The following is an 18646-nucleotide window of genomic DNA, read 5'->3' on the forward strand; positions in this document are numbered from 1 at the left end:
TATATAGGTGAAAAAGACAATATATAGTGATATCAATGGCTTGTAATACCAGGCGCAGGATATACTTCAGACCGCCTTGCCAAATGACCGAAGTCGCCAGGAAGCCGCTCCGGCGGCCGCATTGTCCTGCACCAGCATCGGCCTTGCGCCAGTTGGCCTTAGCCGGCGCCGCGTCCGCGCCTGCCCCAGCTTGAAGCGCAGCAGCGCGACGTCAAATGGCTTCACCAGATAGTCGTCGGCGCCTGCCTCCATGGCGCCGCGCACGCCGGCTGCACCGCCGTCGGCGCTGACATGGATGAGGCAGGTATTGGAGATCTTGCGGATGGCGGTAACCGCCAGGATGCCTTCCGCCGTCTCGAGACTTGCATCGACGAGCACCAGATCGGGCCAATGCTCTCGGGTCAGGGCAAGCGCCTCCCTCGCGTCGCACGCCGTCACGACCCGAAAACCGAGGCTTTCAAGCATTTGCGCGGCGGCCTGCCGTGTGGCGGCTGACGAATCGGCAACAAGGGCGGTGGTCAAGGTCCCAGCTCCGGCGTGAATCGATCACCTTCGCCGGCAAGACTAGGGCCCGAGTCTTAAACCAATCGTTAACCGTGAAGCGCGCCCGCCAGTCTTTCGGCCAGCGCTGCCGCTTCGGACGCCGCATAGGGCTCGGCCGTCCCGACACCCCAGACAGGCCCCGGCCATGCCGCATCGGCCGGAAACCGGGCAATCACATGCACATGGAGTTGCGGCACCATGTTGCCGAGCGCCGCGACGTTCATCTTGTGAGCCGCGGTCGCCGCCCGCAGCACCGCCGAGGCAAGGTCGATCTCGGAATGGAAATGCGCCTTCTCGGCCGCCGCCACATCGTCGAAATCGCGCAAACCCTCGCGCCGCGGCACCAGGATCAGCCACGGAAACCGCCGGTCGTTCATCAGCAACACCCGGCACAGCGTCAGGTCCGCGACCCGGAATGTGTCGGCCGCCAGCCGTTCGTGAAGTTCAAAAGCCATGAAACGCCTCAATAGGATTTCGGCAGATCGAGCACTCGCTCGGCGATGAAACTCAGGATCAGCTCCCGGCTGACAGGCGCGAGGCGGGCGATCATGATTTCGCGCATGTACCGCTCGACATGGAATTCCTTGGCATAGCCCATCCCGCCATGCGTCATCACTGCGGTCTCGCAGGCCCGGAAACCGGCCTCCGCCGCCAGATACTTGCCGGCATTGGCCTCCGCCCCGCAATTCTCGCCCGCGTCATAAAGCGCCGCCGCCTTGAAGACCATCAGATTGGCCGCCTCGAGCTCGGCCCAGCATCGTGCCAGCGGATGCTGGATCGCCTGGTTCTGTCCGATCGGCCGCCCGAACACCTCGCGTTCCCGCGCATAGTCCGTCGCCTTCTTCAGCGCGATCCGCCCAACGCCGACGGCTTCCGCGCCGATCAGCACGCGCTCGGGGTTGAGCCCATGCAGCAGATAATGGAACCCCTTGCCCTCCTCGCCGATCAGATCCTCCTTCGGCACGCGCAACCCGTCGAAGAAAACCGCATTGGAGTCGACCGCCTTCCGCCCCATCTTCTCGATCTCGCGCACCTCCGTCGCCCCGCCCCGGTCGAGATCGGTATAGAAAAGCGACAGGCCTTCGGTTGCTTTCCTGCACTTGTCCTTCGGCGTCGTCCGCGCCAGCAGCAGGATCTTGTTGGCCGTTTGCGCCGTCGAGGTCCACATCTTGCGGCCATGCACCACATAGGCCTTGCCGTCCCACTCGGCCCTGGTCGAAATCGCCGTCGTGTTGAGCCCGGCATCGGGCTCAGTAACGCCGAAACAGCAGCGGTCCTCGCCCCTGATCAGCGGCGGAAGGTTCTTCTGCTTCTGTTCGTCGGTGCCGAACACCACCACGGGCATCGGCCCGAAGAGATTGATGTGAATGGCCGATGCGCCGGAGAGGCAGGCCCCCGATTCGGCGATCGCCTGCGCGACGATGGCCGCTTCCGTCACGCCCAGCCCCGACCCGCCATAGGCCTCCGGCATCGCGATCCCGAGCCAGCCGCCCGCCGCGATGTCGCGCACGAAATCGTCCGGAAAACCGCCCTCCCTGTCGCGCTTCAACCAATAGGCGTCATCGTAGCGCGCACAGACCCGCCCCACCGCATCGCGGATCGCCTGCTGTTCCTCGCTGAACCTGAAATCCATCCCTAACCCTTTTGCGCTTTTCGTTTTTTGGATCGACGGCGCTATAACCTAGCCGAAGCATGGGGGGCGAGACAGCCCGCGCAACAATGGCAAGGGTGAGGAATGCCGGGACTTTATTTCGAGGAATTCAAGGAAGGCCAGATCTTCAGGCACGCCATCCGGCGCACGGTCACCGAGACCGACAACGTGCTCTTTTCGACCATGACCATGAACCCTGCGGCACTTCATCTCGACCACCACTATGCCGAGACCGAAACCGAGTTCGGCAAGCCGCTGGTCAACAGCCTTTTCACATTGGGGCTGATGATCGGCATTTCGGTCCACGACACGACGCATGGCACGACGATCGCCAATCTCGGCATGACCGATGTCACCTTTCCGAAGCCGGTTTTTCAGGGCGATACGCTGCGCATAGAGACGACGGTGATGGCAAAACGGCGCTCGAAATCGCGGCCGGGTGCCGGAATCGTGACGTTCCTGCACAAGGCCTACAACCAACGCAGCGAGGAAGTCGCGTCCTGCATCAGGCAAGCCTATATGCATGCCAATGGCACGGAAGAGGCCTGAAATCATGAGGTCTTTTCTCTTCGTGCCGGCCGACAGCGAGAAGAAACTGGCCAAGGGCGCGGGCTCGGGCGCCGATGCGCTGATCCTCGACCTTGAAGACTCGGTCGCCCTGTCGAACAAGGAAAACGCTAGGAAATCCGCCGTCGAATACCTGAAAAGCGCCGACCGCAACGGCCCGAAGCTTGTCGTGCGCATCAATGCGCTCGACACGCCTTTCTGGCATGCCGACATCAAGGCCGTGGTGCCGCAAAATCCCGACATCATCGTGATTCCAAAGACAATTTCGGGCGATTGCGTGCGCAAGGTGGGACATGCCATCGACGAGGTTGAGCATGATGCGGGCGGCATGCCCCCGAACGGCATCGGCCTCGGCTGCGTCGCCACCGAAACGGCGGCCTCGCTTTTCACGCTTTCGACCTATGCCGGATCGCATCCCCGCCTCGCCTTCCTGACCTGGGGCGCCGAGGACCTCGCCGCCGCCCTCGGCGCGCGCGACAACAAGGACGAGCACGGAACCTATACCGGCCCCTACCAACTCGCGCGCACGCTGACACTGCTCGGCGCCGTCGCGGCGGGCGTCGCGCCGGTCGACAGCATCTGGAAGGATTTCCGCGACGAGAAAGGTCTGGAGGCGGAAGCCCGCGCGGCCGCACGCGACGGCTTCACCGGCAAGATGGCAATCCATCCGGCGCAAGTTGCGATCATCAATGAGATCTTCACGCCCGGCGAGGCCGACCTTGCCCATGCCCGCGCCGTCATCGAGGCTTTCGAGAAAGCGGGCGATGTCGGCGTCGTCGCACTGGATGGTGTCATGCTCGACATTCCGCATCTGAAACAGGCGAAGGCGCTGCTCGCCCGCGCCGGTCAGCAAAAGTAGAGCCTATGAAACCTGCCGTCTTTCTTGCCCTGCCGCTCGGCAAACCCTTCGAGCGGAAACTGGCCGAACGCTTCACCGTCATCACCGATCCGGCCTCGCGCGGCGCCGCCGAAGCCCTCGTCACCATTGGCGCGAACGTAACGGGCGCCGCCGTGATGGACGCCATGCCCAAGTTGAAACTCATTTGCTGCTTTGGTTCGGGCCATGAAGGCGTCGACGTGGCGGAGGCCGGGCGGCGCGGCGTCAAGGTCGCAAACACGGTCGGCGCCAACGCCGCCACCGTCGCCGATCTCGCCGTGGCACTGCTCCTTGCCTCCATTCGCAAGGTCGTCACCGGCGACAGGCTGACCCGCGCGGGCACATGGCGCGGCGACAATCCGGCATCGCTCCTTTTCCTGCGCGGCCTCACCGGCCGCAAGATCGGCATCGTCGGTCTCGGGGCCATCGGCATGAAGATCGCAAAGCGCCTCGAAGGCTTCGAAACCGAGATCGGCTATACCGGCCGCAACGAAAAACCCGGCGTTCCATACCGCTATTTCCGTTCGGCGCTCGACCTCTCCACCTGGGCCGACACGCTCGTTCTCGCCCACCGCGCCGACGAAACGAACCGTCACCTCGTCAACGCCGAACTGCTGAAGGCGCTGGGCCCCGAGGGCCATGTCATCAACATCTCGCGCGGTTCGGCTATCGACGAAGATGCGCTGATCGCCGCGCTCAAATCCGGCACCATCGCGGGCGCGGGCCTCGATGTTTTCGAGAATGAGCCCGATCCGCGCCACGACCTCGTGACCTTGGACAATGTCGTGGTGACGCCGCATGTTGGCGGCGGAACATCGGAAGCCATCGTTGCAATGGGCGATACCGTGATCGCCAATATCGACGCCTTTTTCGACGGCAAACCGCTGCCGAACCCGGTAACCGCGGCGTGAACGTCAGATCAGCTTGATCGCAAGGCCGAGCGCGGCGGAAACGCCGAGCACCGGCAGCATGCCGATGTGAAACCGCAGCATGGCGACAAGCGCACCCGTGCTCAGCGCCAGGGCCCACGGGTCGAGCGTCGCAACGTCCGGCACCCAGAGCCGGAACACCGACACGCGCACTTCCTCCACCGTGCCGAACAGCACATGGAGGCCGAACCAGAGCGCCAGATTGAGAATGACGCCGACGACGGCCGCCGTGATGGCGGCAAAAGCCGCATTGAGCAGCGCCACCCGCCGCAGCCGTTCGATGTAAGGCGCGCCGAGGAAAATCCACAGGAAGCACGGAGCAAACGTGACCCAGACCGTGATGAGCGCGCCGATGACGCCGGCCGTCACCGGATCGAGACCGCCCGCCTCGCGGTAGGCGGCCAGATGGCCGACAAATTGCAGCACCAGAATGAGCGGCCCCGGCGTCGTCTCGGCCAGACCGAGCCCGTCCAGCATCTCGCCGGGATTGAGCCATCCGTAAAACTGCACCGCCTCCTGCGCCACATAGGCGAGCACCGCATAGGCGCCGCCGAAAGTAACGACGGCCATCTTGCTGAAGAAGACCGCCTGCTGCGCGAACACATGGCCTGTCCCGAGCGCCAGCAACAGAGCGACGACCGGCCCGAGCCAGACCAGCCCGCCGATCAGCGCAACGGCAATGGTGCGGCCTGCCGTTGTGCGCGTATGAGCCGGCGCTTCAACCTCTGGCTCATTGTCGTCTTTCGCCGCCAGAAGCGAACCGAAGATATCGGGCGCGGCGCGCGCGGCAACGAGCCCGAAAGCGGCCGCCGCGCCGACGACCAGCGGAAACGGCACGTCGAAAAAGAAGATCGCCACGAAGGCAGCACCCGCCAGCGCATAAAGCGCGACGGATTTCAGCATCCTTTTCGATATCCGGATCAGCGCTTCGATGACGACGGCAAAGACGGCCGCCTTGATGCCGAAGAACAAGGCCTCGACAAGCCCGAGATCGGCATAGGCCGCATAGAGGATGCTGAGGCCCAGCATCACGGCAACACCGGGCAGAATGAACATCAACCCCGCCGCCAGCCCGCCCTTGATGCCGTGCAGCAGCCAGCCGGCATAGGTCGCAAGCTGCTGTGCCTCCGGCCCCGGCAGCAACATGCAGAAATTGAGCGCATGGAGGAATTGCGGCTCCGAGAGCCACTTCTTTTCCTCGACCAGAATGCGGTGCATCAGCGCAATCTGCCCGGCCGGACCGCCGAAACTCAGAAAGCCGATCCTCGTCCAGACGCGAAAGGCCTCGGCAAAGGTGGCGGCGGGCAGGTCGGCCATATCGTTAATTGCGCCTGTGAATCACGGATGCCCGACTATGCCACCTCGGCGGCGCGGACTATAGCTCAAGCTACATCATTGACGCGCGGACCCCGGCTGTGCAGGTTGAGGCCCGCATTTTGACAGCCATCAGAAGAAACCGGACGGAAAATTGGCCAACGAACGACCAGCCGCGCCCAGAGTTCCCGAACGCTACCAGCAAGTGCTCGCGCTGATGAAGGAGGGCAAGCTCGGGGTCGCCGAAACGCAGGCCCGCGGCCTGCTCACCGAAACGCCCGGCGACGCGAACGCCATGGCGCTTCTCGCCTCGGTCATTGTCGAACGCGGCGCTTTCGAGGAAGCCAAACGCCTGTTGACCGAAGCCATCGAACTGGTACCCGACAATCCCGTTACCTGGCTCAATCTCGGCCGCCTGCTTCAGCAGACGCGGCGCTGGGGTGACGCTCTCGATCACTATGAACGCGCCGCCGCGCTTTTCCCGGCCAATGCGCGCGTGTCCGCAACGCTTGGCCAGCTCTACCAGCGCGCCAACCGCTTCGCCGACGCCGAAATGCAATACCGCCGGACCCTCGAAGCCGACCCACGCCCGATGCATCTCGTGTCGCTCGGCATGGTGCTGCTCAGGCAGGAGCGCATCGACGAAGCGGTCGAAACCTTCCAGGCGGCAATTGCCCGAAATCCGAAGCTTTCGTCGGCCTATGGCAATCTCGGCAACGCCGAGCAAAAGCGCGGCAACATCGAAGCGGCCGCCGCCGCCTACGAGCAGGCCGTTGCGCTCAATCCGAAGGACAGCATGTCCTATGTCAGTCTCGGCCTGGCGCAACTGCGCCTCGGCCGGGCACGGGAAGCGATCGAAATTTTCGAGCGCACGCTGGCGCGCATGGAGCCGGAGCGCCGCGCTGCCGCCTGGCTGCCTTTCGCCCGCGCGCAGGAATTCGGCGAAATGCCGGCGGGCTACCGCGCCGAAATGGGTGGCCTTGTGACGCGCGCGACGCTCGCCCGGCCGGAAGGCTATGACGGCATGACAGCGTTCAACGCCGCGCTCGCCGCGGCGTTACAGGACGACCCGACGCTTGTGTGGGAACCGCAGGGCAAGGCAACGCGCAAAGGCGGCCAGACGGGGTTGCTGCTCGACAACCCGCGCGAGCCCTTCATCGCATTCGAGAAATCCCTGCGCCGCGCCATCGACGCGCATTTCGATTCGATCAAGCGCGAGCCCGGCCACCCCTACCGCCGCCAGGTGCCACGGACCTATCAACTCGATCTCTGGGGCACGCTGCTTTCGGAAGGCGGCCACCAGCATTCGCACATCCATGTCGGTGGTTGGATGAGCGGCGTCTACTACGTCGCGCTTCCGCCGACGATGGGAAAAGACGAAGCACATGACGGCTGGATCGAGTTCGGCCACCCGCCGCCGGAGTTCGACGCAAAGTTTGAACCCCAGACGATCGCCTATGAGCCGCGCGAAGGCGACGCATTGTTCTTTCCGTCATATCTGTTTCACCGCACCCTGCCCTTCTCGGGCGACACGCCACGCATCAGTCTTGCCTTCGACGTCAAGCCAACAAGCTGGCGCGACTAGGTTTAGCGCGGGCGCTTAAGCGTGAAGACTTCGTCGACGACGGAATAGTCGTGATAACCGAGCCGCGCGATCGGCTTCATGGCCGCCGTATCGACCATCCCGTCGGCCACAAAACGATCATCGATGTGAATACCGACAACCTCGCCCAACACCATGTCGTAACTGTGCCGGCCGTCGCGCGAGACGAGCGGCACTGTCGTGAGCCAGACGCATTCGAAATGCGCTGGCGCGCCTTTGACACGCGGCGGCTTCACCAATCGCGACGGTTCCTTTTCAAGCCCCGCCAGCGCGAATTCGTCGATTTCGGGCCCGACGGTCGCCGAACTCATGTTCATCGCCTCGCGCTGATCCCAGCTCGCCAGATTGCAGACGAACTGGCCGGTCTCCTCGGCGTTACGCAGGCTATCCTTGCGGCCGGCGCTGGCGAACATCACGATATGGGGATCGGTTGAGACACCGTTAAAGAAACTGTAGGGCGCGAGGTTCAGCACACCCGCCATGCTGACGGTCGATATCCAGCCGATGGGCCGGGGCACGATCAGCGCCTTGAAAGGATCGTGCTTCAGTCCGTGATCGTTTGTCGTGGCGTCGTAAAACATGGGGTAGAACGCTCCGGTATATGGACGGCGGGGACGGGAAGCGTATCATGCCCCAAAAGCCGGGAAGAGACGCAAGGAGCGGTGAATGAACCAGGATGATCAGATCCGCCACGTCGCGGCGGTCGAGGCGCAGGGCTACACGATTGTCGAAAACGCCATCGAGCCGGCGCTGATCGACGAGCTGAATGAAACCCTGCTGCGGCTCGAGCGCGACATGAATGTCGTGCCGGCCAAAAACAGCTTCGAGGGCCACAAGACGGTCCGCATCTACAACCTGCTGGCCCTTGCCCCCGTCTTCCAGCGCATCCCCGTTCACGCCAGCGTGCTGCCGGTCATCGAAGGCGTGCTGGATGAGGGGTGTCTGGTTTCCTCGCTCTCCTCCATCTCCATCGACCCCGGCGAAAAGGGGCAACCGATCCATGCCGACGACCAGGTGATACCGGTGGCAAAACCCCACACCCCCTTCGTCTGCAATTCGATGTGGGCGCTGACCGACTTCACCGAGGAAAACGGCGCGACGCGGATCATTCCAAATACACATAAATGGGATCACTCGCCCACATACGGTCAGCACTACGACAGCATCCCCGCCGAAATGCCGAAAGGCTCGGTACTGATCTGGCATGGCAGCCTGTGGCATGGCGGCGGCGCCAACAAGTCGGACAAGCGCCGCGTCGGCATCGCGATGAATTATTGCGCCGGCTATATCCGCCAGCAGGAAAACCAGCAGCTCGGCATCCCGCTCGATCTCGTCAAATCGTTCGAGCCGCGTCTTCAGGACCTTTGCGGTTTCGGCACCTATCAGAACCTGATCGGCCATATCGACAAGAAGACGCCGCAGCAACGCCTGCTCGGCGCCGAGCGCAACTTCAAGTCGATCTGGGACATGGCCTAGCCCCTGAGGCCATCGAGAAGCGCCGGCAGCGCGACGATGCTTTCGATGACGTGATCGGCGAAGGGCGCGAGATCGTCATGCGCACTGGTGCCGGTCAACACGCCGATATTGAGGCCGGCGCCCGCGCTGCGCCCCATCTCGAGGTCGTGACTATTGTCGCCGACAACGGCGATCTGATGCGGTGCCAGTCCCGTCGCCGCGCAGAAGGCCAGCGCCATACCCGGGCCTGGCTTTGCGCCGTGCCCGCTGTCATAGCCCGCGGAGAAGTCGATAAAATCGCCAAGGCCGAAGCGCTCGATCGTCGCTTGGGCGGACGCCGCAACATCATTGGTCGCGATACCGAGACGGAGCCCTCTGCTTTTCAATGACGAGAACAGGATCGGCAGGTCCGTAACCGGCGGAAACCGCAGCGGCACAAGGCGTGTGAACAATGCGTCCATTTCCCGGACAAGCGCTTGCCACTCCCAGCCGCCGGCTATCGCGAGCCACGCATCGGCCAGCTCGAACGTGTTACCCGCGCCGCCGATACTGCCCGCCGCAAAGCGCTCGGTCGCCGGATCGTAACCGATAGCGGCAAGCATGTCCGGCACAAGGGCGCTTTGTCCCTTTGCGGTGATTTCCGCCGCTTCGACGAAGATGGCGCCCCAGCCATTGTCGTTGAAAAGCGTCCCGTCCTTGTCGAACAGCACGCCGCGCAAGCCATCTGCCGCGCTCATTCCGTCTTCCCCGGCCATACCGAGACGATCTCGGAAAGCTCCGGCCGCGGACGTTCATCTTTCGCCACGCTCTCGCTGCCGAGATAGATGAATCCGGCAACGCGCTCGTTTTCCTTGAGGCCCAGCGCCCGCCCGATCTCCGGATCGAACGCATACCATTCGGTCAGCCACTGCGCGCCGTAGCCCAGCGCCGTTGCCGCGACCAGCATGTTCTGGCAGACGGCGCCGGCCGACAGAAGCTGCTCCCATTCGGGTATCTTGATCCCCGGCGTCACCCGCGAGATCACCGCGACAACGGTGGGGGCGCGCATGAAGCGATTGGCCTCGAATTCGAGTTTATCGTCACCGGCATTCGCCTGCACTTTCGCATAAACGGTGCTGAGGATCACGCCGAAGGCACGCCGCGCCTCGCCTTGAAAAATCACGAAGCGCCAGGGCGCCAGCTTGCCGTGATCGGGAACGCGCGCACCGATGCGCAGAATGGTCTGGAGTTCCGCCGCGTCGGGACCGGGCTCAACCATGGTCAGCGCCTTGGTCGAACGGCGCGTCAGCAGCAGATCGATGGTTTCCTGGGAACGGGGCAAGTCGAAGCCTCTTTCTGAGCGGGACGACGAAAATATAGAAACGGTTCCCTCTACTTAGATCGGGCGCTTTACACAAACAATGGCATCCACCAACATCAAGCGGGATGAGGGAGGGGGAGATTGCGGTCAGAACACCCGTGGAAACAACGAAAAACAACCCTTACAGCGCTTGCCGCTATTTTTTTGCCCTTCTTCGCGGGCGAGACATCGGCAGGCGGCCGGCCACTCGCGCCCGGCGATGGTGAATTGATTGTGTCGGCGATCCGCACAACCGCCGATGAACGATACGACGCCAATGGCACGAAACAATGGAAGCCGCGCTACACCAAATACGAAATCGCGCCCTATGCCGAATACGGGCTGACCGAATGGCTGACGCTTGTCGGTGAAATCGCATGGGCCAGCGAGAAGACCGACTTCTTCGGTATCGAATTCGAGGACCGCGGATTTACACGTCTCAAGGCCGGCGGCCGTGTGGCGCTTGGAACATGGAACGACGCCCATTTCTCGGTGCAACCGCTGGCGACGCTGCATCTGGCAGGCGACACCAACGATCCCGCCGCAACCGGAAGCGGCGACATCGACACCGAACTCGCATTGATCGTCGCACAAAACGACACCTTGCTCGGGATCGACATCTTCACGGTCCAGGAGGTGGGCTATCGCTACCGCGATCGCGACCGGCCCGACGAGGTCCGCGCCGACATCACACTCGGCCTGAAACCGTGGCCGGGCATTATGCTGCTGGCCAAGAGCCTCAACACTGTTGCCACCAGACCGACGCCTGCCGGACAATCATTCCAGTCGGGCAAGGTCGCGCTGTCGCTCGTCTACGACATCACGTCCGACTGCGCGCTTGAGGCCGGGATCGAACGCTCCGTCTTTGGACGCAACGCAATCGTCGAGGACGGTCTGCGGCTCGCCGTATGGTACCGTTTCTAGACTACGGCGCTTCCGGCGGTTCACTCTCGGCTGTCTGCACAGCATTTTCCGCCAGGCTCGCTGTCGTGCGCAGTGCGCTCATTACATCGGTATCCGGTGGCACATCCCAGCCGCTACCGGGCGCGCGCGCCTTGAGATCTGCCAGCGAGAAGCCCATGCGCGTGTCATAGGTACGCTCGGTCTGATTGCGAAGCCGCTGCTGCGCCTCGTACCAGGCGCGTTTGACGTCGCCATCGGGACAGGTCGCAAGCTCCGCTTCCGAACGCGCGCCCCAGCGCAGCTCGGGACAATGATAGGGATCGAAGGAAAAATCGAAAGCGCGCTTCCGGGCTTCATCGAAGCTCAGTTCGCGCTCCGACCCGTCGCTGGCCGTATAGGCAACGCTGCAGGCGCCCGCTTCCTCGACATAAACGCCTTTCAGATCACGGGCGAGATCGGCGCCGGCATAGTCGAGTTTCGGATCGCCCGCCTCGGCCATCGCGACGAAGCGCACCACCTGATCGCGCAATTCCGCGAAGGACGCTTTCAGCCGCGCATCGCGCGACGGCGTCGAATAGGTTTCCCAGTCGCCATGCGTGCCGTAGATATTGGCGGGCAGACGTTGCGGCTGCGCTTGCCGGTGAAGTCCGGCCTTGACCGCGATGTCGACCGAGATCGCGCGATAATAGAGATCGTCGCAAAGCTCGCGCACCATTGCCCGCGTTTCGACGAGCGGGTCGTAGGCGACGTCGCGCCCGGCGACGGCCTGCCGCACATAATCGTAATAGTCGAGCCTTTCGCCCTGATAGACGAAGGCGGCCGCCGACCAGCCCTTCGGCCGCGGGCTTTCGGTGCCGTAGAATTGTTCGTCCGACCAGTCGGCAAGCGCGTCGTCGCCCGCCAGCACCACGCGCCCGCCAAACCATGTGCCGTCGGCGCCTTGCGAAGCGCCCACGAGCTTCATTGGACGCCAGTTCTTGAAGCCCGCCCCCATCGGCGGCGAGGCGCGCACGAAGCGTTTGCCGTAGCTGCCGCGCGTCAGCGAATTGTCGGGATGCGTGTCGATGAAGCGGATGCGGCCCTCGTCATCGACATTGTAAACGACGGCGACATGACCGTTCGGATCGTAGATCACGGTCCCGGGGCGGATCGAACCCTTCTGCAGCTTCACCGGATAGAAGTCGAACAACTCGCCGCGCGACGGCTCCGGCGCAAACCGGAACATGGCGCTCGAGACGATGTTGTTGACGGTGTTGAGGACCGTCCGCGCGTTCGGAAAGGCGCCTTCCGCCTGCGGCACGACATCGCTGCGCCGCACCGCATAATTGCCGTAGCGGGAATATCTGAGGTCGCGCGACTGGCCGACCGGCGCAACACCGCTGACATAGGAAAACGGCAAGCCGTTCTTCCAGGCAAAATAGGCGCGCAGCGCATAGGGCAGATCGGCGCAATCGGCATAAAAGAACATGCCCTTCGGATCGCTCGCCCGGTAGATGTTCCACGGCCCCTTGAGGCACTCGTCATAGGTGCGGCAATTGCTGTTGCCGATCGCCGTCACGAATTCACCGAAGGCCCGCTCGTCGCTCTCGGTCCAGGCGAGCCTGGTGATGCGCCAGCGGAAACCTTCCGGCGTTTGCGCCAAGGCCGGGTCTAAATACTCGGCTCCGCTTGCGACCGGAGCCATGGTGACCGTTTCAGCCGCAGCCACGCTCCCACCGATAGCGATCCCGAAGGTCATCACCACATACGCAAGTTTTCTCAAGGATTTCATGCCTGAACGCCCCATCGCCGCCGCGAACGCACTGACCCCCTGATGGAGTTTAACCACGAGGCCGCCTGACTGTCAGGCACAATCGGATCGGTATTCTGGCGGTCGAGTTCGGGGAGCCGCCCAACGGACAACTCCCCGCAGACGATTCCGGTCTTACACTCACCGCAGATCCGGCGGCGTCGCCTCCTGCACCAGCGCGGCAATCGCCGCATCGAGCGGCAGCGTTTCCTGCTGCTGCGAACCGAGACGGCGGATCGACACCGTGCGCTCCTCAGCCTCGCGCCGCCCGGCGACGAAAATCGCCGCCACCTTGGCGACCGAATGCTCGCGCACCTTGTAGTTGATCTTCTCGTTCCTGAGATCGATCTCGACGCGCAACCCCGCCGCCCGCATCGCTTGCAACACTTCTTCCGCATAAGGATCGGCGTCAGACGTGATCGTCGTCACCACCGCCTGCACCGGCGCCAGCCAGAGCGGGAACTTGCCCTCATAGTTTTCGATCAGGATGCCGATGAAACGCTCCATCGAGCCCAGGATCGCCCGATGCAGCATCACCGGCCGGTGCCGCGCGCTGTCCTCGCCGATGTAAGAAGCATCGAGCCGCTCCGGCAGCACGAAATCGAGCTGGATCGTGCCGCATTGCCATGTCCGCCCGATCGCATCCTTCAGATGGAATTCGAGCTTCGGCCCGTAAAACGCGCCCTCGCCCGGCGCCACCGTGTAGTCGAGCCCGGCGGCCTCGACCGCATCGGCCAGCCCCTTTTCGGCCCGGTCCCAGACCGCATCCTCGCCCGCGCGCAGATCGGGCCGCGTCGCCAGCCTCACCTTCACTTCCGGGAAACCGAGATCGCGATAGACGCTGAGCAGCAACTCGCAAAAGGCGACGCTCTCCGCCGTGATCTGATCCTCGCGGCAGAAGATATGCGCATCGTCCTGCGTCATCTGGCGCACGCGCATCAGCCCGTGCAGCGCGCCATGCGGTTCGTTGCGGTGGCAGCAGCCGAACTCGGCCATGCGCAGCGGCAGATCGCGATAGGATTTGACGCCCTGCTTGAAGATCTGCACATGCGCCGGACAGTTCATCGGCTTGATCGCCATCAGCTTCGCCTTGCCCGAAAGCACCGGCGCATCGTCCTCCGTCGACGGAATCTCGTCCGGCACCACGAACATGTTTTCGCGGAACTTCGACCAGTGGCCGGACTGCTCCCAGAACTTCGAGTCGAGAAGCTGCGGCGTCTTGACTTCCATGTACCCGGCCGCATCGATGCGGCGACGGATATATTGTTCCAGCGCCTGCCAGATGCGATAGCCCTTGGCATGCCAGAACACCGACCCTTGCGCCTCTTCCTGCAGATGGAACAGCTCCATCTCGCGACCGATCTTGCGGTGGTCGCGGCGCTCGGCCTCTTCCACCATCGTCAGATAGGCCTTGAGGTCATTGTCGTTGGCCCAGCACGTTCCATAGATGCGCTGGAGCATTTCGTTGCGGCTGTCGCCGCGCCAATAGGCGCCGGCAAGCTTCGTCAGCTTGAAGGCCTTGCCGAGCTTGCCCGTCGACGGCAGATGCGGGCCCCGGCAGAGATCGAGCCAGTTGCCCTGCCGGTAGATCGACACATCCTCGCCTGGCGGAATGCTCTCGATGATCTCGGCCTTGTAGTGCTCGCCGATCTTCCTGAAATGCGCCACGGCGTCGTCGCGCGTCCACACTTCGCGCGTGATCTTCTCGTCGCGGTCGACAATCTCGCGCATCCGCTGTTCGATTTTTTCGAGATCCTCCGCCTTGAAGGGTTCGACGCGCGCGAAGTCGTAATAGAAGCCGTTCTCGATCACCGGCCCGATCGTCACCTGCGTGCCGGGAAAAAGCTCCTGCACGGCTTCGGCCATCACATGCGAGGCGTCATGCCGCAAAAGATCGACGCCGTCGGCCGTCTCGCGCGTCACGATCTCCACCGCGGCATCGCGGTCGATGACCGTGGAAAGGTCTTTCATCTCACCATCGAGCTTGATCGCGACCGCCTTCTTCGCCAGCGACTTCGCGATGCTTTCGGCAAAGGCCAGCCCGTCGAGCGGTTTCTCATGTTCACGAACGGAACCGTCGGGAAGTTTCAGCTTGATCATTGTCTTTCTCTCAATGCGTTCCGTGCGTGCATTCCGACGGCGCCGGCGGCATCCGCCAACGCCCATATCGCCACGGCGCCCAGAAGGGCTGATCGTCCAGCCGCTCCGGCACCGGGTCGAACCCGTGGCTGCCCCATGGGTGGCACCGCGCGATGCGCGCGAGCCCCAGCCAGAAACCGCGCCACCCCCCGTGCCGCTCGATCGCCTGCAGGGTGTAATCCGAGCAGGTCGGCAGATGGCGGCAGGAGGGCCCCAGCAGCGGCGAAATGAACCACTGATAGAACCGGATCAGGCCGCGCATCGGGAGCGAAAGGAGGTCGCGCCGCATGGGAAACCACGTCGTTATGACACGCACTTGTTAGCTTTTAATCGGAGTGGGCACAACCAAGCGCCGAACGGCGCCCGATTGCCTGTGACCGATTGATTCGTCTGGAAAAAGCCGCCCGGGCGCGGGTCACGCGGGAGCGGCAGGGCCCGGCGCGTCTCAGGCGGCCGGGCCGGTGCTAGTGGCGGTGCCGGTCTGCGCGGCAGTCCCACTCCCCCGTTTGGCGGCAAGCGCGGTCTCGACCGCCTCCTCCACCGCGTCGAACACCAGCAGCGTCGAGGCATGGCGCGCCTTGTAGTCGCGCACCGGCTCCAGCACTTCGAGGTCTTTCCACTTGCCGCCGAAAATCTCGCGCGGCGGCGCGGCGCCTTCTTTCAGCATCGCCCGCATCGCGGCGCCGACTTCGTGCAGCTCGGCCGCACTCGCGCCGATCACATGCCGCGCCATGATCGACGAAGACGCCTGCCCCAGCGCGCAGGCTTTCACATCGGCGCCGTAAGCCGCCACCTTGTCGTCCTCGAGCCGGATATCGACCGTCACCTTCGAGCCGCAAAGCTTCGACACCGCCGTCGCCGAGGCATCGGGCGCGTCGAGGCGCTCGCCATGCGGAATATCCGATGCGAGTTCGAGGATGCGCTTGTTGTAGATCTCGTTGAGCATCTAGCTCGCCACTCTCCAGCTTGTGCCTTGCGCCCCATCTTCGATCGCCACGCCCATATCGGCAAGCGCGCCGCGGATGCGGTCGGCCTCGGCGAAGTCCTTGGCCTTGCGGGCGGCATTGCGCGCTGCAATCAGCCGCTCGACCTCTTCCCCGTCAATATGGGAAGCCCCGCCCGCCCCCGCAAACCAGGCCTCGGGCGTCATTTCGAGCAGGCCGATCAGCCGCCCGGCGCCGATCAGCGCCGCCTTGAGCTGTGCCCGCGTGCCGGGATCGGTCGCCGTATTGGCCTGTTTGGCGAGATCGAACAACACCGCCAGCGCCTTCGGCGTATTGAGATCGTCGGTCAGCGCCGCCATGAATTCGTCCGGCGCCGCGTCGTTGGTCGGCTCCGACTTGACGTCGGCGAGCCCCTTGAGCGCGCCGTATAGCCGGTCGAGCATGCGCTTGGCTTGGCCGAGCCCTTCTTCCGTCCAGTCGAGCGGCTGCCGGTAATGGCCGTGCAGAAGCGCCAGCCGGATCGCCTCGCCGGGTGCGTGGCTGATCAAATCGTGCACCAGCAGCACATTGCCGAGCGACTTCGACATCTTCTCGGTGCCCATGTTCACAAAGCCGTTATGCAGCCAGAAGCGCGCCAGCGGCACACCATGCGTGCATGTCGATTGCGCCAGTTCGTTCTCGTGATGCGGGAACTGCAGATCGATGCCGCCGCCGTGAATATCGATCGTCTGCCCGAGATGCTTCTCGATCATCGCCGAGCATTCGATGTGCCAGCCCGGCCGTCCCCGGCCCCACGGGCTGTCCCAGCCCGGCTGGTCCGGCGTCGACGGCTTCCACAAAACGAAATCCGCCGGGTCTTTCTTGTAGGGCGCCACCTCGACCCGCGCGCCCGCGATCATGTCGTCGCGATCGCGGCCCGAAAGCTTCCCGTATCCGGCAAAGCTCGGCACATTGAAGAGCACATGGCCCTCTGCCGCATAGGCGTTGCCGCTGGCGATCAGCCGCTCCATCATCGATATCATTTCGGCGACGCTCTCCGTCGCCTTCGGTTCGAGATCGGGCGCCAGCACGCCGAGCACACCCATGTCGTCGCGGTAGATCTGCGCGTATTTCTCGGTCACGACCGAAATCTCGACACCCTGTTCCTTCGCAGCGGCGATGATCTTGTCCTCGATATCGGTAATGTTGCGCGCATAGACCACATGCGGGTAAAGCCGCCTGAGCAGCCGCGCCAGCACATCGAACACGACCGCCGGTCGTGCATTGCCGATATGGGCGTGGTTGTAGACGGTCGGCCCGCAGACATACATCGTCACGCGGTTCGGATCGGCCGGCTCGAAGACTTCCTTCGCGCGCGTCAGCGTGTTGTAGAGCGAAAGCTTGTGTCGGTTGGGTTGGGTGTTCATCGGGCAGGCCTTTGTGTCGTCATGGGCTTCGCGAGGCGGCCCGTGCGACGACGGGCCTCAGGCGACCGGACAGCCGGTCGCACAACGGGTGGTCGTGCCACCCGTGGTCGGCGAAGTTCGACAACATGTCGTCCGGCGAACCATGGCCCTGAAAACTCCGAAATCCGCGAATCGCGGCCCGCCTGCGGGGACGCTTCGAGCCCCTTATTAAGCGAGCCGATCTTGCCCGGCAAGCCTTTAAGAATTGACCAACCGCCCCCACTGACCCACGCATTTAGCGGTGCCGCGCGATCCGCCCACCCTTGATAGGCCGTTTCCGCAAGGCTATATGCATGGTTGAGACGATGTCACATCAACTTCAGCATGGCATAAGACCCCGTGCTTGATGGGCAAAATAGGCAGCTTTTCCCCGAATTTTCGATGGGAAATCGGCCTGTGACTTGAACCGGCAGCCCGTCCTCTGCGTAGAGGGAAGACGGTCGGGAAACCCCTAACGAGATTGGTCGAATGGACATGAATGCTGTAGTTGACGGGCTGCGCGCCCGGACGGACGACGACCGCCTGACAGCGGTAACCAAGCCGAGCCGCGACGAGGCCGAGGCCGCCGTCCGCACCCTCATCGCCTGGGCAGGCGACAATCCCGACCGCGAGGGCCTGATCGACACGCCCGGCCGCGTCGTGCGCGCCTATGAGGAATTCTTCGAGGGCTACAACGAAGATCCTTTCAAGGAATTGAGCCGAACCTTCGAGGAAGTCGAGGGTTACAACGACATGGTGATGCTGCGCGACATCAATATCGAGTCGCATTGCGAACATCACATGGTCGCCATTCTCGGCCGCGCGCATATCGCTTATGTGCCGACCAAGAAGGTCGTCGGCATTTCGAAGCTGGCCCGCGTCATCGAGATCTTCGCCCGCCGCCTGCAGACGCAGGAAACCATGACGGCGCAGATCGCCGACACGATCAACGCCGCGCTGCAGCCGCAGGGCGTCGCCATCCTGATCGAGGCAAAGCATCAATGCATGACGACGCGCGGCATCAAAAAGCCGGATGTCGCCACCATCACCACGCAGTTCACCGGCGTCTTCCGCGACGATCCGCGGATGGAAGCCCGTTTCATGCAGATGATCCGCGGATACTGAGCCTTACAAGCCAAGTGCTTTGACAAGAGGCCCCGCCTTCATCT

The 18646-nt window shown here is 63.4% G+C and carries 19 protein-coding genes; 7 read left to right on the forward strand and 12 right to left on the reverse strand.

Annotated features, from left to right (window positions below; translation table 11 throughout):
• Positions 1-66: 66 nt before the first annotated feature.
• From Q7V31_RS11515 to Q7V31_RS11525, 3 genes are all read right to left on the reverse strand, one after another.
• Entirely contained in the window at positions 67-522 is a 456-nt protein-coding gene (locus Q7V31_RS11515; RefSeq protein WP_304734424.1) for a response regulator transcription factor, read from the reverse strand.
• 68 nt (positions 523-590) lie between these two features.
• Positions 591-998 carry an HIT domain-containing protein gene (locus Q7V31_RS11520; protein ID WP_304734427.1) on the reverse strand — a complete coding sequence of 136 codons (408 nt, stop codon included), beginning with the start codon at positions 996-998 and terminating at the stop codon, positions 591-593.
• Positions 999-1006: 8 nt separating this feature from the next.
• The gene (locus tag Q7V31_RS11525) at positions 1007-2176 is read right to left on the reverse strand and encodes an acyl-CoA dehydrogenase family protein (RefSeq protein WP_304734430.1); all 1170 of its coding nucleotides are present in this window, start codon (positions 2174-2176) and stop codon (positions 1007-1009) included.
• A 102-nt stretch (positions 2177-2278) separates the two neighbouring features.
• On the opposite strand from Q7V31_RS11525, the gene Q7V31_RS11530 reads away from it, so the two are divergent.
• From Q7V31_RS11530 to Q7V31_RS11540, 3 genes are read left to right on the forward strand one after another with little or no spacing between them, the layout of a single operon-like run.
• Complete coding sequence (locus tag Q7V31_RS11530) at positions 2279-2743, forward strand: MaoC family dehydratase (protein WP_304734433.1); 465 nt, start codon at positions 2279-2281, stop codon at positions 2741-2743.
• A gap of 4 nt (positions 2744-2747) precedes the next feature.
• Positions 2748-3620 (forward strand): CoA ester lyase, encoded by an 873-nt coding sequence (locus Q7V31_RS11535; RefSeq protein ID WP_304734436.1) that lies wholly within the window; start codon positions 2748-2750, stop codon positions 3618-3620.
• Positions 3621-3625: 5 nt separating this feature from the next.
• Positions 3626-4549 carry a 2-hydroxyacid dehydrogenase gene (locus Q7V31_RS11540; RefSeq protein ID WP_304734438.1) on the forward strand — a complete coding sequence of 308 codons (924 nt, stop codon included), beginning with the start codon at positions 3626-3628 and terminating at the stop codon, positions 4547-4549.
• Between the two features lie 3 nt (positions 4550-4552).
• Here the strand turns inward: Q7V31_RS11540 and chrA are convergent, their stop codons facing one another.
• Entirely contained in the window at positions 4553-5884 is a 1332-nt protein-coding gene (gene chrA / locus Q7V31_RS11545; protein WP_304734440.1) for a chromate efflux transporter, read from the reverse strand.
• 151 nt (positions 5885-6035) lie between these two features.
• On the opposite strand from chrA, the gene Q7V31_RS11550 reads away from it, so the two are divergent.
• Positions 6036-7466, forward strand: coding sequence for a tetratricopeptide repeat protein (locus Q7V31_RS11550; protein WP_304734442.1), 1431 nt, complete (start codon positions 6036-6038; stop codon positions 7464-7466).
• 2 nt (positions 7467-7468) lie between these two features.
• On the opposite strand, the gene Q7V31_RS11555 is transcribed toward Q7V31_RS11550, so the two are convergent.
• Positions 7469-8065, reverse strand: coding sequence for a flavin reductase family protein (locus Q7V31_RS11555; RefSeq protein WP_304734444.1), 597 nt, complete (start codon positions 8063-8065; stop codon positions 7469-7471).
• A gap of 85 nt (positions 8066-8150) precedes the next feature.
• Here Q7V31_RS11555 and Q7V31_RS11560 point away from each other — a divergent pair, with 85 nt between their 5' ends.
• Positions 8151-8960, forward strand: a complete 810-nt coding sequence (locus Q7V31_RS11560; RefSeq protein ID WP_304734446.1) for a phytanoyl-CoA dioxygenase family protein — start codon at positions 8151-8153, stop codon at positions 8958-8960.
• Here Q7V31_RS11560 and Q7V31_RS11565 read toward each other — a convergent pair.
• Both Q7V31_RS11565 and Q7V31_RS11570 read right to left on the reverse strand, forming a co-directional pair.
• Positions 8957-9676 (reverse strand): HAD family hydrolase, encoded by a 720-nt coding sequence (locus tag Q7V31_RS11565; protein ID WP_304734448.1) that lies wholly within the window; start codon positions 9674-9676, stop codon positions 8957-8959. The two genes, Q7V31_RS11560 and Q7V31_RS11565, sit on opposite strands and share 4 nt — an antisense overlap.
• Positions 9673-10260, reverse strand: coding sequence for a nitroreductase (locus tag Q7V31_RS11570; protein WP_304734450.1), 588 nt, complete (start codon positions 10258-10260; stop codon positions 9673-9675). The genes Q7V31_RS11565 and Q7V31_RS11570 overlap by 4 nt, the downstream gene beginning before the upstream one ends.
• 252 nt (positions 10261-10512) lie before the next feature.
• Between Q7V31_RS11570 and Q7V31_RS11575 the strand changes: the two genes are divergently transcribed.
• Positions 10513-11202, forward strand: a complete 690-nt coding sequence (locus Q7V31_RS11575) for a hypothetical protein (RefSeq protein ID WP_304734452.1) — start codon at positions 10513-10515, stop codon at positions 11200-11202.
• Between the two features lies 1 nt (position 11203).
• Here Q7V31_RS11575 and Q7V31_RS11580 read toward each other — a convergent pair whose 3' ends face one another.
• From Q7V31_RS11580 to cysS, 5 genes are all read right to left on the reverse strand, one after another.
• Positions 11204-12943: a hypothetical protein gene (locus tag Q7V31_RS11580; protein WP_304734454.1), complete on the reverse strand. Its 1740-nt coding sequence runs from the start codon at positions 12941-12943 to the stop codon at positions 11204-11206.
• Between the two features lie 168 nt (positions 12944-13111).
• Complete coding sequence (gene thrS, locus Q7V31_RS11585; protein ID WP_304734456.1) at positions 13112-15070, reverse strand: threonine--tRNA ligase; 1959 nt, start codon at positions 15068-15070, stop codon at positions 13112-13114.
• A gap of 10 nt (positions 15071-15080) precedes the next feature.
• Positions 15081-15398 carry a membrane protein insertion efficiency factor YidD gene (gene yidD, locus Q7V31_RS11590; protein WP_304735126.1) on the reverse strand — a complete coding sequence of 106 codons (318 nt, stop codon included), beginning with the start codon at positions 15396-15398 and terminating at the stop codon, positions 15081-15083.
• 156 nt (positions 15399-15554) lie between these two features.
• Positions 15555-16055 (reverse strand): iron-sulfur cluster assembly scaffold protein, encoded by a 501-nt coding sequence (locus Q7V31_RS11595; protein WP_304734458.1) that lies wholly within the window; start codon positions 16053-16055, stop codon positions 15555-15557.
• Complete coding sequence (gene cysS, locus Q7V31_RS11600; protein WP_304734461.1) at positions 16056-17459, reverse strand: cysteine--tRNA ligase; 1404 nt, start codon at positions 17457-17459, stop codon at positions 16056-16058.
• Between the two features lie 513 nt (positions 17460-17972).
• Between cysS and folE the strand changes: the two genes are divergently transcribed.
• Positions 17973-18602: a GTP cyclohydrolase I FolE gene (gene folE, locus Q7V31_RS11605; protein WP_304734463.1), complete on the forward strand. Its 630-nt coding sequence runs from the start codon at positions 17973-17975 to the stop codon at positions 18600-18602.
• The last annotated feature ends 44 nt before the right edge of the window (positions 18603-18646 follow it).

It is taken from the genome of Parvibaculum sp., assembly GCF_030651915.1.
Taxonomy (GTDB): Bacteria; Pseudomonadota; Alphaproteobacteria; order Parvibaculales; family Parvibaculaceae; genus Parvibaculum.